Here is a 14,539-nt window from a genome sequence, read left to right on the forward strand (position 1 = left end):
TTTCTATTGTTTAATACGTCCAGATCCAATCAGGTGCTTTTGCCAGTAAGAAGAAGTTAAATCTGCATAACCAATCGGATCTCCAGCATTATACATCTGATTATTTCCAAGGTAGATTCCTACATGGGTGACATAGGTTCCTGCATTATATGTGGAATGAAAAAACACTAAATCCCCAGGCTTTGCTTCCGATAAAGGTATCGACTCGGTTGCGTCATACTGTTGCTGTGCTGTTCGAGGCAAGTTAATCCCTGCTTTTTGATAACTCCATTGTGTCAATCCACTACAATCGAATGAAGTCTTTGGATTATCACCACCAAAGACATAAGGGAACCCTTCATACTTTAAAGCTTCATTCATTACGATCTGAACTAATTCATCATCAAATTGCGGTGAGATAAAATATTGACTAACTAAATCGACATAAAACATATTGCCATAACGGTAACGCCAACCACCGTTTTTCTTTACAGCTATCGGATTCGAGTAAGTGACTTTGCTGCCACCTGAACGTTCCTTCGCAAAGTTTTCTGCAAGTTCAAAGTTGTACTGGGAACCTCTTTTCGCGACATAATCAATAAAAGCACCGCCATAGTTGTAGGCTTGAATAGCTGTATTGCCATCAACATCACTTCTTTCTGCAGAATGTAATAAATCTGAAAAGTATTTAGTTCCTTGTTGAATTGAAGCTTCGGTATCTAAAGTATTGGGTGGAAGTCCCAACGATTCACTACTCTGCATCACATCTTTTAATTTTCCACCACTCTCTACTTGGATAATGGCTAGTAAGGTAGAGACATACTCACTAATTCCATATTCTTGTGCATATTTTTCTACCATTGGCTGATGTTTTAACACATCTTTGGAGACCGATACATCATCTATATCATGGATGAAATCCCCGCTATCAGATGAATGTTCTTCATTTGATATAAAAATAGCTACAAATGCTAATAGCCCTAAAAAAGCAAGAAAACCTAATCCCCCAGCAATTAACATGACCTTTAATTTCATGACTTTCATCAGCGTTTCCTCCTAGTTGCATGGATTGGACGCTTAGTGATTTGTTTCTGGTTTGTACGTTTCAACGGTTTAGAGGGACGCTTGATGATTGTCCGACTATTTTTTGGTCGGGAAAGTTCTTCATTGGGAGATCGGTTTTCTTTTTTAACAGGTTGTTTGGGATTATCAGTAAAATGCTCTTTTCTGTCTGGACTCGATAACTGTCGTTGTAATTTGAATTTCTTCATATGCTCGCTTTTTGCGACAGGTCTTGTCTTTTCTTTTTGTTGAACAGTTGGGTTCTTTAATCTATTTTGATGTGCAGATTCATTGATATCATGCGTGACTGGTCGTTCATAACTAGCAGTCTTTCGAAAAGGGGTACGTTTTTTATCCAATGCTTGTCGCCTATCTGCAATCGTTTGACGATGTTTTGCTTGACGGTCTGCATGTGTTTTTTGTCTCTTTTCCTTTGCTTGCTTCATGCCTTCTTTAAAATCACGGGCTGGTTTTGTAAGCTGTTCTTTTCCTTGCATCACCGCATATTGAGCAGTAGTAGGTAAATCATGTAGTTGTTCTTTACGATGATCTATATTTGCACGGAATCGACTTTTCGCACCAAGCACTTTTCCTGTGACTTGACCTACTTTCTGACTTAAAGATGATGATTTCGTACGGTCAGTTGGCTGTTCTTTGTTATTTTTGGTAGTCGATGTTAACCGTTGTAATGGGCGTAGGGGAGAGAACGAACCTTTTGTTTGCTTTGACTTTCCAACCATTGCCCCGACCGTTGCTCCAGCAGTTGCCCCTGCAAGGGTGCGTCCGATTGTTCGCTGTAATCGACGACTACCTCGATTGAACATTCGATAAGGACGACGCATGACTTGACGTCCGACTTGTTGCGAATCATTACTTTGCAGTTTAAACATGCTCATAATGTCACCGAGTTTCATGTAAATCCCTGCAAACGTCACGATCTGCAAAAAGGCAATCAAGAAAAATGGAAAACTTGTTGTTAAACTGTAAAGCATGGATGAAATACTAAAAGCAACTGTAATAATGAGCGTGATACCAGCTCGAAGCATAATTACATTAAACAATTTCATAATCGCCTGTTTTCCCATGTTTTCAAAGGTGGGTATCATGGAAAGTAGAAAACTAATTGGTAAAAACATCGCATAGATAATAAACAAAATTTGCGAGAAAATCATAATTCCCGATAGTAGAAACACGAAAATAGAGATACCGATATTAAACAGAAATAAAAAGAAGACCATTCCTAAACGTGTGGTGGTCTTCGTAATGGTTAAGTTTTTATTGTCGTGATCTTCAATTTCTGCTTTGACAGCATCTTCACGATCTTTCCCGTTATTCGTATCAGGATTGATAGAAACTAAGTTTTCAACACGTTCTTCGCCAATCGTTTCTTTATCCGAATCATCAAATTGTAATAATATCCAAGGCTGTTCCACTTGAATAGAAAAGAGGTTATTCCGTATCATATCGACACTATCTTTTCCTTGGCTACTCGAATTCGGCATCAGGATTTTAGTACCTAAATCTAAACTTGCTTGACTAATATCTGCTGAAAAGTCATTAATTTTAGCGATATACGTTGGGGCATAGGCAATAAAGGAGGCCGACAAAATAAAAACGACTAAAAAGTTTAGGATCGCTCGAATCGCTTTCGTCGTTTCCCGTTTTATTAATCCTGTATAAGCCACATAAATTCCAATCACTAAAATGAAAAGAAGCAAGAAACCCACATAAAATCCCGAACTGCTGAAACCACTTGCCGTAATCCCGGCTAATGTTTGCATGTTTTTTCCGATAGCGTCTGCCGTTTGTGAAATGAAATCGAGTGAATAAGCCTGTTGGATTAAATAGCCTGTCGCATTAGATAGATACAAGCTTATAATCCAGATAAAATTCGTGATTGTGTATAGGCCATACATCACTTGTTTTCCGATACCATCATTCCAATTCCATGGCAGCCAATCCCAACCTGTGTCTACATAAAAATCGAGTTGGTAATGATCAAGCGGATATTTAGAATACAGATTATCTTCTGACACCGTATCATCAACTAAGCCAGCTGCTTGAGCTAATGTTCCAAGTAAAAGAAGACATAGAAAAACGGCAGTACCAATAAGTACCACCGTCAAGACAATCTTTTTCAGTTTTTGTTTATTCAAATTAATCGCCACCTTTCTTCTCCTGTGTCGGTGGACGCGTGTCAAAAGCATGGAATAATTCTTCAAAGACAGGATGGACTTGAATAATTCCCACACGCCCATATAAGTCTTGAATTAAACATTGGCCGTTTTCCAGTTCCCGTAATCGCCTTTGATTCGATTCATCTTCCGCATCCACACCAAAGAATTGAAGGGTTTTCTTTATTTCTGTCATATCCCTGGAACGGAAAGCAAACTTGACGCCGATGTTATTTTTTAATTTTTCATCGGTTAAATCGTCGGCATTCTGGGTAACAAAGTAGACACCAGCATTCATTGCACGCCCTGCACGAACTAATTTATTTGAAAGTGTTTTTCCTTGTGCAACTTGTAGAAAGCTCCAAGCTTCGTCCAAATCAACAATTTTAAAAATGCTACGATCGGAATGTATAAAGTCTAACGCAAAAGTAGAAATGACAATCAGCATGGCGACACTTAATAATTCCATCGTCGTATATTCCTCAAAACTTGTTTCTGCGTCTGGTAACACTAAATCTGCCACTTGAATGATATTCAACTGTTTTTCTAAACTAATCGAATTTTCCACAGTACCATCCGAAAAGAGAAGGTGGGCAAAGTCATAGTCGGTAAAACTTTCGATATGGTCAGCAATTGGATCAGCTAATGGATTAGGATCACTTCTAAGTTCATGAATCACAAGAAGCAAACCACGTTCTTCCTGTTGACCAACAGCTCGAATCGCTCGTCGTAATACAGGGAATTTATCTCCATCCCGACTGGATATACCTGTGAGGAAAGTAAGAATATCAATCGCAAGACTTTCCGAGTCCTTTTTCTTTTTCATAATGACAAAAGGATCAAGTAATCCTTTGTTGGTATCGTCACTTGTTAAATTAACAATATTTATTTCGTGAGCAATTTCAGGTAACGTTTCTTTCCATTTCCCTCGTTCCGCCTTTGGATCAACAATGAGGGCTTGACCACCAAAGAGAACCGCATAATAGACAAGTAGATTATTGGAAAAAGATTTACCTCCACCAAGTGAGCCTAAGAAAGCAGAAGCTAAGGCATTCGTGACCGAACCTTTGACGCCTTGACTAGCAAGGCTAGGGTTGAGATAGACATTTCTTCCCGTATCCAAGTTGTAGCCAAAATATATTCCTTCTGTTTCTCCTAGCATTTGTGTTGCACCAAACCCAAGGCCTGCCAAAAAGTCAGAGGTCACGTACTGGATATAATCATTCATATACCGCTTACTAGCAGGGATAAATTCACTGTGTAAACCGATTATATCTCCAAATGGACGAACAAGTTTTACATTCAAATCATCATAAAAATCTTTTACCTCATTACAACGCTGTTTAAGTTCGTCCAAGTTAGGAGCAGACACGCGAATCACGTAGCTTAACTTATACATCGATTCTTTACTTTGGTCGAGCACATCTTCTAATTCATTTACCTGTTCCAGCGCGTCGATGACATTGCTGCCAGTTTCATTATCGGATTCCCAGGCATGATTATCCAAGTCTTTAAGTTCCTTTTTCTTGTTCCGAACGGTAGATAATGCTTTTTTATTCGTTACAATTTCTACGTTCATGGAAGTATCAATTGGAAAATCAAATTGTTGTTGTTGATAATAAAAGATTTCATCTGACGGAAATTCAAGGTCACCGACAATGGAATTTATCGTAAAGTAGGCCACATACGTGGTTTGTTCTTCCTGTTCAATTTTTAAATAACGTTGATTTTCCTCAATTAAACAACGAGTCGGTTTAATCAGATCATAACGCTTCACTAAAGTTTTCTTTTTTAACTTCTTAAGAGGTAGGGCATAATCGTACTCGTCATAAGCTATTCCAGTTTGGCCGTGAAGATGTTCAATCAGATAGCCAAAGTCATTTTTATCTAGAGGGCGTACCTTAAAACGTCTCGAAATTTTGTTTTGCAATAAAGATTCCATTTTAGAGAAACGTCTAATTTCTTCATGAGGCATCGAGACAAAATCTCCCATCAGGTGATGGTTTACATCAAGGACAAATGAAGAAAGTGAATTTTTGATGTTTTTCCCCATTGATTTCATACTGACTTCTTCTTCATTCAACAACAGCTTAAAACCAATAAAGAAGCGGTAGTCGACTTGATGTTCGCCAATCATGGAGACAAGGGCTTCCGTTTGGTCATCAATACGTTCATAAGCAACCTCTTGTAATCGCCCTGTCACTAGCTCCTTGCTTTGTTCCTGTACCGAGCGGATACTGCTTGCGGTACTGATCTGCAAAGCATGAATTTTACCGTCTTGATTTTGGGCAATCAATTGACGGAAATGGTCATGCACCTGTATTTTCTCATCCTCCGATAAAAAGGAATAATTATATGGCAACAGCTCATAATACGCGAAACATTCGCCGTCATGATTGAAAACAAGATTATTTTCAAGGTATTTAATCGGATAACGCATGGACTTCACTCCTAACAGCGGTGATATTTTCATTTACTTTCACACGTTGTAGTTTGATAGGTTTTCCTGCATACGTAACTTTAGGTCGAAACCAATATGTCAATGCAGACTTGAAAAAGCTATACGGTTTTTTACCATCGAATGTTTTTTGACTCATAAACCAAGTCAAACCAACTGGAATTCCAACATATTTTAATAACGCCCCATCAATCAAGGAGAGGGGAGGGCGGTTTCCAAGTAGCATGACAGCTAAAAGAGAAAGCACAAACCATGACATTTGGTTAAAGGTCACTGGGAAAGGTAATCGAAAATCATTAATGGCATAAATCACTTTTTCGACTGACCAAATACGGGTATAACTTTTTAGTTTTTTCACATGAAATCATCCTTTCATCAATAGAAAAAGCAGCCTGTGCGATAACAAGCTGCTTCTCCATCTATTGGATATATTCAAACACACCATGAGACGTAACAAGAAAATTACCGCTGATTTCTAAGTCACGTCCAAAAGCTTCATAATCAATATAGTTTTGTAGATTGGCAGGAACTTCTCCAAGTGCTCCTGTTTCCTCTACGAAATACCTTGCGACATCCGCCATATTCTCACAATCAGGATAATACATAATATCATCTTGGTGCTCCAGCAATTCTTCTATACTATTAAACCAATAGCTTTGAACTTCGGAAAGAGAATCATAAAGAGGCGTACCCTCAATTTCTGCGACCATTGCACATAATCGGTTCACTTCTGAAATAGGTGTATATTCGCCAATTTCAAAGGGAAGTTCGTAATCGAAGATTGCATATTCTTCATACTCTCCATTCAAACCGATACGTTCTTTCACTTCCTCAAAATCAATAGGTGGTGAGAACCAAGCACCATTAACTTCCCCTTCATTATATTTACCAAGATTCGTTATAAAAACTTGCATTTCCATAAAAATTCACATCCTTTTCATTAAAAATAGCCATAAAAAAGCAGCAGCTTATTATCTGCTGATACACAAATGAGGCTTGTTAATCCCTACCGCACTACCGTTTGGTCCACCATTTTTTTGTAGAACATAAGAAGACCACTTATCTTCCACAAAAAAACGGTACAATTTAAGACCCTATGATTCGATTAAATAGGTTTAACAACACGTCTTTCACACCAGCCGCATTAAAGACTAATCCTACTGCAACCAAAGCAATAATTAAAAAGCCAATTAGTTTGGAAAACTCCCGTTTAAAGCCTAAATAAATTCCAATTACGACAATCGCCATTAATACTAAAGATTGTGCATTACTTAAAAACCAATTGTATAAATTCTGGCCAAAGTTCATTTGATTTTCTCCCTTCATAAGTTAATCATTCGTTATCTGACTGTGGTTGAATCACTTTCCCTAAAGGAATGGTTTGTTGCATGAGTATTTTTTGATGGCGCTTGGATAACTCTGTCTGTTCCAACATATCCTTAATTACACTCGTTTGATTGAGTTCATCTATCTTTGTCGCTAGTTTCCAAGTGGGGGCGACTTGATGAGCTAGCCATCTGAGTGTCTTATCAAACGTATATGGTTCAGGTTTTGTCGTTAAAGAAATTTTTCTATTCACGCCTAAATCCAAAAATCGTTGCCATTCTTTATTCATTTTCCAACTACTGCGACGTTTTTCCTCGTCTTTATCGACAAAACGAATATATCGATTAATAATAGAAAAGGCGGTTCGCCCAGCATCTTCATACATCATTAAATCCACAACTGCATGGTATGCACGATCATTCTTTAATCGAATTTCAAAGCGATTTTTCACATCTGTATCTTCGAGAGATGTGCCATGCTTCACGTATTGTTCATAATCCTTTTCATACGCACAAAAGTACACGTCACTTTTTAAAGAGCCGATATATAACGTATTTCCCATGTCAGGCTTGTCTTCACTCTGCACAAGTTCACCAGAACGGTAACTTTTAAAACTACGAAAAACAGAGATACATTCTTCATTACGGCATTTATTCGTTAAAAACGGAATATCCAATACGCTTGTCTTATCGTTTATCGCAAGATCAATTCGTTTAAATACGCCACCAACACGAAACACTTCCATAAAAAAATCGAACCATGTTCGTTGCTGGGCTAATAAAAAGTTTTCAAATTGACGACATCCTTTCCCTTTAAGTTCGAGTAAACACCCTTTGTCTTCATCAGGAGAAACCATGACGACAATATCACCAAAAACGTATTGTTCCATATAGGAGTAAAACGCATAGTCCTCGTGTAACATGTATTCCATTTTGAGTTTTAAAATATCTTCAATGACAGGCTTCGGATTTGTCATTAAAAATCGAATCCGTACATAGTCAAATAAGATTTCCAAAGGAGCATCTGGATTAAATTGCTCTAAAATATCGAACAAAGCAACTTGCAGTGAATCGGAAGGAGTTACTTTTCCAGTTTCGATTTCACTAATATATTGTCTTGAAATTCCAATATGAACAGCCAGTTTATTTTGCGATACACCGTATTCCAGTCGTTTTTCCTTTAATTGTTGATACCAAGGTACTTGATTCATGTGCATTCCTCCAAACAAAAAAAGATGTCAACTAAAAGTTAAAAGCTGACATCTTCTCCATATGCTCCAAACCGTTGCGCCATCAGGTGTTATTGGCTTTTGGAACAGTTTCTTATTGTTTTTCTACCCCCCTGTTAGAAATGGGGGGTAAAGCGTGGCTGTCGCCACGCAGGCTTTGCCCAGCACAGCGGCTTACGCTTCGCACGCCGCCGCACTGGGCAGCCTTATTGAGCTAGTTTCTCTATCTCTTTTAAAAAGTCATGATCCTTTGGCACAAGTGGTGTGTAAAATTCGGTAATGACATTATCTCCTTTATCGACATAGCCACGTCCTTTAATCTGTTTTAAGAAAAATTGTTTTTGGACGTCGCTTCCAAACACCATGCCATATCCTAGTTCAGACATCCTTCCTAAAGCAACACGAAAATTAAATTGATCTCGAATCCCATCCCCTAAATATTTTGCATCTGGCCGCTGACAAGCAAGAATAAGAAAGAATCCAGCTTGACGACCTAACATGACAATCTGTTTTAGTTTCGTTAATACAGCTGTACTTTCTTTAGACGCAAGCATTTCCATAAAAGCTACGTATTCGTCAAAAACTAAAAAATGAGGAGCTAAGCCAAGATAAGCATAGTTTTCCCCTGTTTTATATCCTTCCATCTGTTTCATTTCTTCACTTCGAGCCATCATATCTTCATAAAATTGATCAATACTTGCCATCATGTCTTCCTTTTTATAATATACATCAGGCATGACGGTACTGAGATCGGCTAAATCGGCATTTTTCGGATCTAAAATATATAACTTGGCATCGGTTTTTAGCAGCGCTTCAATCAACGTAAGAATAAAATACGTTTTTCCACCACCTGTTCCGCCAGCAATCAACATATGTGGCAGCTTATCATATTCCCAACCCATTGATTTCATGAGCTTTAAGCTACCGTTTTGCGCAATGACTTCATCAATCGAAATTCGGTTCGCAATCATATCATAGAACAGGACATACTCCACATAGGAATCGTGTAATTCTTTTGATACCAGTTCACAGTACAGACCACTTTCTAACTTCTTTTCTAAATTTAACAATGGCTCTTGATATTTGCCAAGTGTTATTTCTACTTGAATATGAATCATGCCTTTTTCATACCGATAATACATCTTTGGAAAATGACTAATTTGTTCTTTCGCCTTACTAGATGGGATATCTTTGAAAAATCTTTCATTCATCACCTGTTTTGTTACATACCACTGATTGTCTAAAATCATCTTTGCGAGCTTTTGTCGATGCATCAACTGTTTTAGATGGTTGTAACGATACCGATAATAAACAAAAGCACAAATTGCCACCATGACCAAACTAATGATTAGTGAAGTGAATCCATACGTACTTACAAAATGAGTTTGAAATGGATCAAGTTCCCACGTTGTTGCAAACAAAAATCTCACATGAAAAGGGATAAAGAAAACGAGCCATACACCAAACAATCCAAAGAAGATAAATTGAAAAAAGAGAGAGGCGTCACTTGGTCGGATTCGCTTCCCTCTTTTTCGGTAAAATTTCATTATTTATCTTTGTTAGGTGTAGATTTTTGATTATTAGTGCTTGGTGTTGCCGTTTTCCCTTTTAAAATTAAATCATCTGCCTTGATATACCAATCCACATCCGCACCACGAAAAGTTGCATTTGCGACTGTATCTGCGACAGGATTGATCAGTTCTACTTCTGCATTATAATCAAAGTCTTTTAATGGAACAGAAGCAGGGATACTCACTTGAATCATGCGACCTTGTTCACGTGACTTTAAATCATAGGTGCGTTCCTTTACTTCTGTTGATACCGTACCATCTTCATTTTGTAAAAACACTTCCCGGCGTAATGACGAAAACTTTAATAATCCGAATGTCTTTTCTTTATCAATGACAATTCCTTCTGCTAATCTCATCACTTTTTCCTCCTTATGCTTTAACCATATCGTCAGCATGTAAAATGTATTTTGTAAAACCACGATCACCAATTTTATAGCCTTCTGCGGTAATTTTGGCATTGACTAACTTCACTTTTTCCTCATGTTTAAAGAATTTCTCTCCAGCTTCTTGTGGCAAAATCACCTCAATATCATCTGCACGTTGAACATCGGAATACAAATTATAACTACGTGACAATGTTGTCATGCGCCCATTAATACGACGCTGTTCCACCTTACCTTCTCCAGCATATTCTAAATTACCAAATGTTTTTTCCATGTTTGGAATGACATGTTTTAATTCCATTTTTCATTACCTCTTTTTCTTTTTTACTTTCTACTTAGAAATACCAAAATCCCCTTTTTCAGGATTTAACCTGTTAAAAGGGGATTAGAGTTTATCTTAAATGATTCTATAATCCAACTATGAGTCAAAATATAGACCTTTTTTAATAATTGAATAATAAAATCCTTGCGTTTTATGAGAATTATTATTTAATGCTTTTTATCTTGATGACTTTTTAAAGTTTTACCCGCTTTAGATTTCGCAGATTTACTACTATTTTTTGAAGCGAGCGTCTTACCAGCCTTACCTACTTTTCCGCCACTATGTTTCACCAAAATTTATCACCTCACATATCACTATTACTAAATGTCATTTCAACTTTTAACATCTAATCTCTTCTCATTTGAACAATATTCCCTCTGTTATTGTCTGCTAACTTTTCCAATGGAATTCCTAAAATTTCTGCCAAAATATCATTCGGCAAACTAATTTTGTATTTCCTTTCCAACAAATCTGATAGAGAGTTTTCCCCAATGATCCCTGCTTGTTCTAGTAATTCAAACGCTTGCTTCATAACAGTAGGTTTAGAAATAGGATGAACCGTATCAAATGGTTCGCTTCTCCTCCATCCCCTTGAACTCATCCTTTTTTGTAATCGTAGATACTGCTCTGAAGATACTAATCCCAGACTTTTTGATCGATATACCATGCTTGCGGCAGAAACTTTCCACTTTGATTTTAGATTAAGGTACGCATCTAAGTTATCTTCATATCCTTTTATATCTTCACAAAAAGCTTCTGAAGGTAATAAAAAGTTAGACGCAAAAATGTTCGCCTCTTTCTCCATTTCACGATATTCCTGTGGATTTAACTCTTGGGGATTTACTTTTTCTGAATGTAATACCCAATGAGCTAATTCATGTGCCAAACTAAATTGTTGACGAAAGAAAGAGTTATTATCTTGGTCAATTAAAATGCAATAATAATTTTTCCCATTCACCTTTGTTTGACTACCAAATGCATCTACTTTTTCAGATTGGGAATTTATTGCTGCAACTTGAAATCCATGTAACTCAAGCAAGTGAAGCATATTCTTGATTGGCTTATCCCCTAATTCCCATTTTTCGCGAAGTTGCTTTGCTGCTTCAGCTGGGTTTTCCGATAATTCCAACTCTCTCAAAACTGGAAAATTAACATAGTTTTCAAAGAAATTAGCTAATACAGCTAGATATTTTTTTAACATTTCACTCGGTTTTTTTTCAGATTGCGTGGATGTTAATCTACTTCTATAAAATGTACCTAATTCATTGTAAGTAAATTCATCATCTTGTTGAAAATATTTTAATGGAAAACCAAGTGCAAATATTATTTTTTGATATGTTTTAGCACTTGGCTGAGCATCGTTATGCTCATATTTCGAAATCATTTGTTTTGATACTCCAACCCTATCTGCTAGTTGGGGGATGGACATTTGTCTAAAACGACGCGCTTCCTTCAATCTATCTCCATTGAAAGATATTGTCATTATATACCACTCTTTCTATTTACTTAATCATCTATTGTTTTATTTATATCTTTTAACGTTACCAAGGACTGTCTTGACTCAACAGAATCACTTGTATCATCACTCATGATGTTGTCTCCAAAATATTGAGTATCCAATAAATCAGAAATATCCCTCTCACTCGACAATAAGAAATCAGAAGTATATTCTTGCAATAATGCTGCGATTGCTTCATCTTCATGGTAAGTAACACTTACCATTTTCACATTTTTTATATTCGAAGCATCTTTTCCAATCATTTTCTCAATATCTTTTTGTCTTTTGAGATTTAGTTCTTCTATCTCCTCATTAGCAATCGGAATAAACTCCAATTGTTCATTATCCATTGGCAGTAAACCTATGTTTTTTAGCAAAAAACTAACAGAATAATGGGAGCTTTCTCCTTTTTTCATATATTTTTTTCTGACTTGAGACAAATTATTTGCGGAAAATAATAGATATAATACTCCATTACTACGATCAAAAACAGGGTCAATTTGCCAAAGACTTGTCCTTTTAATATGAAAAACTTCTATTTCATCGAATTTGCTAAACTGAGCTTCCAAGTCGTCACTTCTTCTTGCCCATACACTAGCATATAATCCATTTTTATTACTTTTTGAAATTGCTTCTTCAAAATCATCTACAACATCTTTATTAGTAATCGACATTGCGTGTAAAATACCTTCTATAACGATTTGTTCCATATCGGTAGCGATAGCCATTAGAGACACTCCTAACTATGTAGTTTAGAAGTATCATATCATCTCAGTTGACGTTTTGCAATCTTTTTCCGATTAAAACTTACGATTAATAGATTTAACGTGAAAATGTCCCTTTATTTTAACTTAAATAAAATTTATACAATAAAAATATTTATCTTCATAACAAACAATATTAATAGTGTTGTATTTTAGACTGTATCAAAGTGTTTTTTATTTTGAATGGTCCAATTTCACTTTTCAATTAAGGCGGAGAACGAGAGATATTCATTTAACATCACACTCCTTACGCTTCTTGAATGCGATAATCTATACGTCCATAAATCACACACCACCTTATTTTGGGCAATAAAAAATCATGACAGATAAAATTTGTCACACGTTAGTTTTTTAATCTATAAAACTTCTGCAATACCAGCCATAATATATTCCGAACATGGTACAGCTATCGCATTGCCAATTGCTTTATATCTAGCATAATCACTTATCGCTTCGTCTTTATGTCCAAGGGCTGTCCATCCCTCTGGTAATCCCATCAAACGTTCACATTCTAATGGAGTAAGTTGTCGGATATAGCCCTCTTTTTCTTCGTCTTCGTACCAAAAAGAAAAGTTATTGACTGATCCCGCTAACAAAGTGGGGAAGGGATCGTTTGTTTTTCCAAAGCTTCCTTGGAACCCTTTTTTATTTTTTTCTTTGGCTGTACTTCGCATTCTTCTTTCTTGAAAGGGTCGGATGATGGGTATTTTCCCCCTTGCTTTTTGAGTAGATATTCTACTGGTAATGGGGGAGGACAGCCTGCTCTCTCTGCAAGACGTAAAAACCGATTGCAAATCACGGGCTTTAAATAATATTTCTGTGGCACGTGATCCCCCAAAATCTGCCACGAGAAAGATACGTCTTCTTCTTTGAGCGAGTGTGGGCTTTCCCCAATATTGGGCATCCAACAATCGCCAAGCGATATCAACATCATTCCCTCGGACCATTCCAGCATTTGCCCAGACTCCAGAAGTAGGCATTGGAATTTCGGTATTTGTGAACGATTCAAGCACGGCCTTAAAATCCAGCCTGTTATTTGATGAAAAAGCTCCCATGACGTTTTCCCAAACAGCGATAACTGGATATGTTCCATTCGTTGCACACCTCATTTCTTCTATAATTCGGATTGCGTGATAAAATAAACTCGATTGACTTCCTGTAAGACCTTCTCGTTTACCAATATTGGATAGGTTCTGACAAGGGGAACCAAATGTAATGATATGAACAGGTGAGATTTCTCCCCCTTTTACTTTTGTAATATCCCCTAAATGATAGATGTTAGGAAAATGTCGTTTCGTAATAGATATGGGGGATTTTTCTATTTCACTTGCCCATATTGGTTGAATCCCATAATGAGAAGCAGCTAATGGAAATACACCTATCCCATCAAATAAACTTCCTAAAGTAAGTTTTGTCATATTCCACCTTCTATTCTCCGTTTTTAGGCGTAAAAAAAGACGTTCATTTTATTTGAACGCCTTACATTTTTTATTCTATTGTGTTCCCACACCCCAGATCAATTACCACTGAAACGGTAATGTGGTTTTTCAGTACTTTATTTCTCGTTTTTTCACCTTCTCCTACAAACACGAAATGCTTGTGAAAGTGTTTAAAACTAAGGATTTCTATATAGTTTCCCTTTGTAGCAACGATACACACTACACATTCATAGAATTGATTATACAAAAATAATATATTGTTTTATGATTCATAAACTTCTTGTCATTCTCCATCTTTCAGTAATATAGTTTATAAAACATCCTTTCCAAAGTAC

Annotated in this window: 14 protein-coding genes; all 14 read right to left on the reverse strand. The window is 36.7% G+C overall.

Annotated features, from left to right (window positions below):
• Positions 1–3: 3 nt before the first annotated feature.
• The gene (locus tag IEX29_RS05105) at positions 4–1,014 is read right to left on the reverse strand and encodes a bifunctional lytic transglycosylase/C40 family peptidase (protein WP_077706829.1); all 1,011 of its coding nucleotides are present in this window, start codon (positions 1,012–1,014) and stop codon (positions 4–6) included.
• Positions 1,015–1,022: 8 nt separating this feature from the next.
• The gene (locus IEX29_RS05110; RefSeq protein ID WP_229720106.1) at positions 1,023–3,248 is read right to left on the reverse strand and encodes a CD3337/EF1877 family mobilome membrane protein; all 2,226 of its coding nucleotides are present in this window, start codon (positions 3,246–3,248) and stop codon (positions 1,023–1,025) included.
• Complete coding sequence (gene tcpF / locus IEX29_RS05115; protein ID WP_077702583.1) at positions 3,199–5,655, reverse strand: conjugal transfer ATPase TcpF; 2,457 nt, start codon at positions 5,653–5,655, stop codon at positions 3,199–3,201. Before tcpF ends, IEX29_RS05110 begins: the two co-directional genes overlap by 50 nt.
• Positions 5,639–6,031 (reverse strand): conjugal transfer protein, encoded by a 393-nt coding sequence (locus IEX29_RS05120; protein ID WP_077702582.1) that lies wholly within the window; start codon positions 6,029–6,031, stop codon positions 5,639–5,641. The genes tcpF and IEX29_RS05120 overlap by 17 nt, the downstream gene beginning before the upstream one ends.
• 61 nt (positions 6,032–6,092) lie before the next feature.
• Positions 6,093–6,593 (reverse strand): antirestriction protein ArdA, encoded by a 501-nt coding sequence (locus tag IEX29_RS05125; RefSeq protein ID WP_077702581.1) that lies wholly within the window; start codon positions 6,591–6,593, stop codon positions 6,093–6,095.
• Positions 6,594–6,759: 166 nt separating this feature from the next.
• Positions 6,760–6,981, reverse strand: coding sequence for a hypothetical protein (locus IEX29_RS05130; protein WP_077702580.1), 222 nt, complete (start codon positions 6,979–6,981; stop codon positions 6,760–6,762).
• Between the two features lie 25 nt (positions 6,982–7,006).
• Positions 7,007–8,209, reverse strand: coding sequence for a MobT family relaxase (mobT, locus tag IEX29_RS05135; protein WP_188733402.1), 1,203 nt, complete (start codon positions 8,207–8,209; stop codon positions 7,007–7,009).
• 224 nt (positions 8,210–8,433) lie between these two features.
• Entirely contained in the window at positions 8,434–9,774 is a 1,341-nt protein-coding gene (locus IEX29_RS05140) for a type IV secretory system conjugative DNA transfer family protein (RefSeq protein ID WP_188733403.1), read from the reverse strand.
• Positions 9,774–10,154 (reverse strand): YdcP family protein, encoded by a 381-nt coding sequence (locus tag IEX29_RS05145; RefSeq protein WP_077702578.1) that lies wholly within the window; start codon positions 10,152–10,154, stop codon positions 9,774–9,776. Before IEX29_RS05145 ends, IEX29_RS05140 begins: the two co-directional genes overlap by 1 nt.
• Before the next feature lie 13 nt (positions 10,155–10,167).
• Positions 10,168–10,482 (reverse strand): YdcP family protein, encoded by a 315-nt coding sequence (locus IEX29_RS05150; protein WP_077702577.1) that lies wholly within the window; start codon positions 10,480–10,482, stop codon positions 10,168–10,170.
• A gap of 188 nt (positions 10,483–10,670) precedes the next feature.
• Positions 10,671–10,793, reverse strand: a complete 123-nt coding sequence (locus tag IEX29_RS26970) for a hypothetical protein (RefSeq protein WP_263600703.1) — start codon at positions 10,791–10,793, stop codon at positions 10,671–10,673.
• A 56-nt stretch (positions 10,794–10,849) separates the two neighbouring features.
• The gene (locus tag IEX29_RS05155) at positions 10,850–11,986 is read right to left on the reverse strand and encodes a helix-turn-helix domain-containing protein (RefSeq protein WP_077702576.1); all 1,137 of its coding nucleotides are present in this window, start codon (positions 11,984–11,986) and stop codon (positions 10,850–10,852) included.
• A gap of 23 nt (positions 11,987–12,009) precedes the next feature.
• Positions 12,010–12,729: a DUF5986 family protein gene (locus IEX29_RS05160; protein ID WP_188733404.1), complete on the reverse strand. Its 720-nt coding sequence runs from the start codon at positions 12,727–12,729 to the stop codon at positions 12,010–12,012.
• A gap of 392 nt (positions 12,730–13,121) precedes the next feature.
• Positions 13,122–14,183, reverse strand: a complete 1,062-nt coding sequence (locus IEX29_RS05165; RefSeq protein ID WP_188733405.1) for a DNA cytosine methyltransferase — start codon at positions 14,181–14,183, stop codon at positions 13,122–13,124.
• Between the last annotated feature and the right edge of the window lie 356 nt (positions 14,184–14,539).

Source organism: Oceanobacillus neutriphilus (assembly GCF_014645515.1).
GTDB lineage: Bacteria > Bacillota > Bacilli > Bacillales > Amphibacillaceae > Oceanobacillus > Oceanobacillus neutriphilus.

Excerpts from the sequence above, each read along its gene's own strand:
- IEX29_RS05105 (WP_077706829.1), bottom strand. The coding sequence starts at position 1,014 with ATGAAATTAAAGGTCATGTTAATTGCTGGGGGATTAGGTTTTCTTGCT.
- IEX29_RS05110 (WP_229720106.1), bottom strand. The coding sequence starts at position 3,248 with ATGCTTTTGACACGCGTCCACCGACACAGGAGAAGAAAGGTGGCGATT.
- tcpF (WP_077702583.1), bottom strand. The coding sequence starts at position 5,655 with ATGCGTTATCCGATTAAATACCTTGAAAATAATCTTGTTTTCAATCAT.
- IEX29_RS05125 (WP_077702581.1), bottom strand. The coding sequence starts at position 6,593 with ATGGAAATGCAAGTTTTTATAACGAATCTTGGTAAATATAATGAAGGG.
- IEX29_RS05130 (WP_077702580.1), bottom strand. The coding sequence starts at position 6,981 with ATGAACTTTGGCCAGAATTTATACAATTGGTTTTTAAGTAATGCACAA.
- mobT (WP_188733402.1), bottom strand. The coding sequence starts at position 8,209 with ATGAATCAAGTACCTTGGTATCAACAATTAAAGGAAAAACGACTGGAA.
- IEX29_RS05140 (WP_188733403.1), bottom strand. The coding sequence starts at position 9,774 with ATGAAATTTTACCGAAAAAGAGGGAAGCGAATCCGACCAAGTGACGCC.
- IEX29_RS05145 (WP_077702578.1), bottom strand. The coding sequence starts at position 10,154 with ATGAGATTAGCAGAAGGAATTGTCATTGATAAAGAAAAGACATTCGGA.
- IEX29_RS05150 (WP_077702577.1), bottom strand. The coding sequence starts at position 10,482 with ATGGAATTAAAACATGTCATTCCAAACATGGAAAAAACATTTGGTAAT.
- IEX29_RS05155 (WP_077702576.1), bottom strand. The coding sequence starts at position 11,986 with ATGACAATATCTTTCAATGGAGATAGATTGAAGGAAGCGCGTCGTTTT.
- IEX29_RS05160 (WP_188733404.1), bottom strand. The coding sequence starts at position 12,729 with ATGGCTATCGCTACCGATATGGAACAAATCGTTATAGAAGGTATTTTA.
- IEX29_RS05165 (WP_188733405.1), bottom strand. The coding sequence starts at position 14,183 with ATGACAAAACTTACTTTAGGAAGTTTATTTGATGGGATAGGTGTATTT.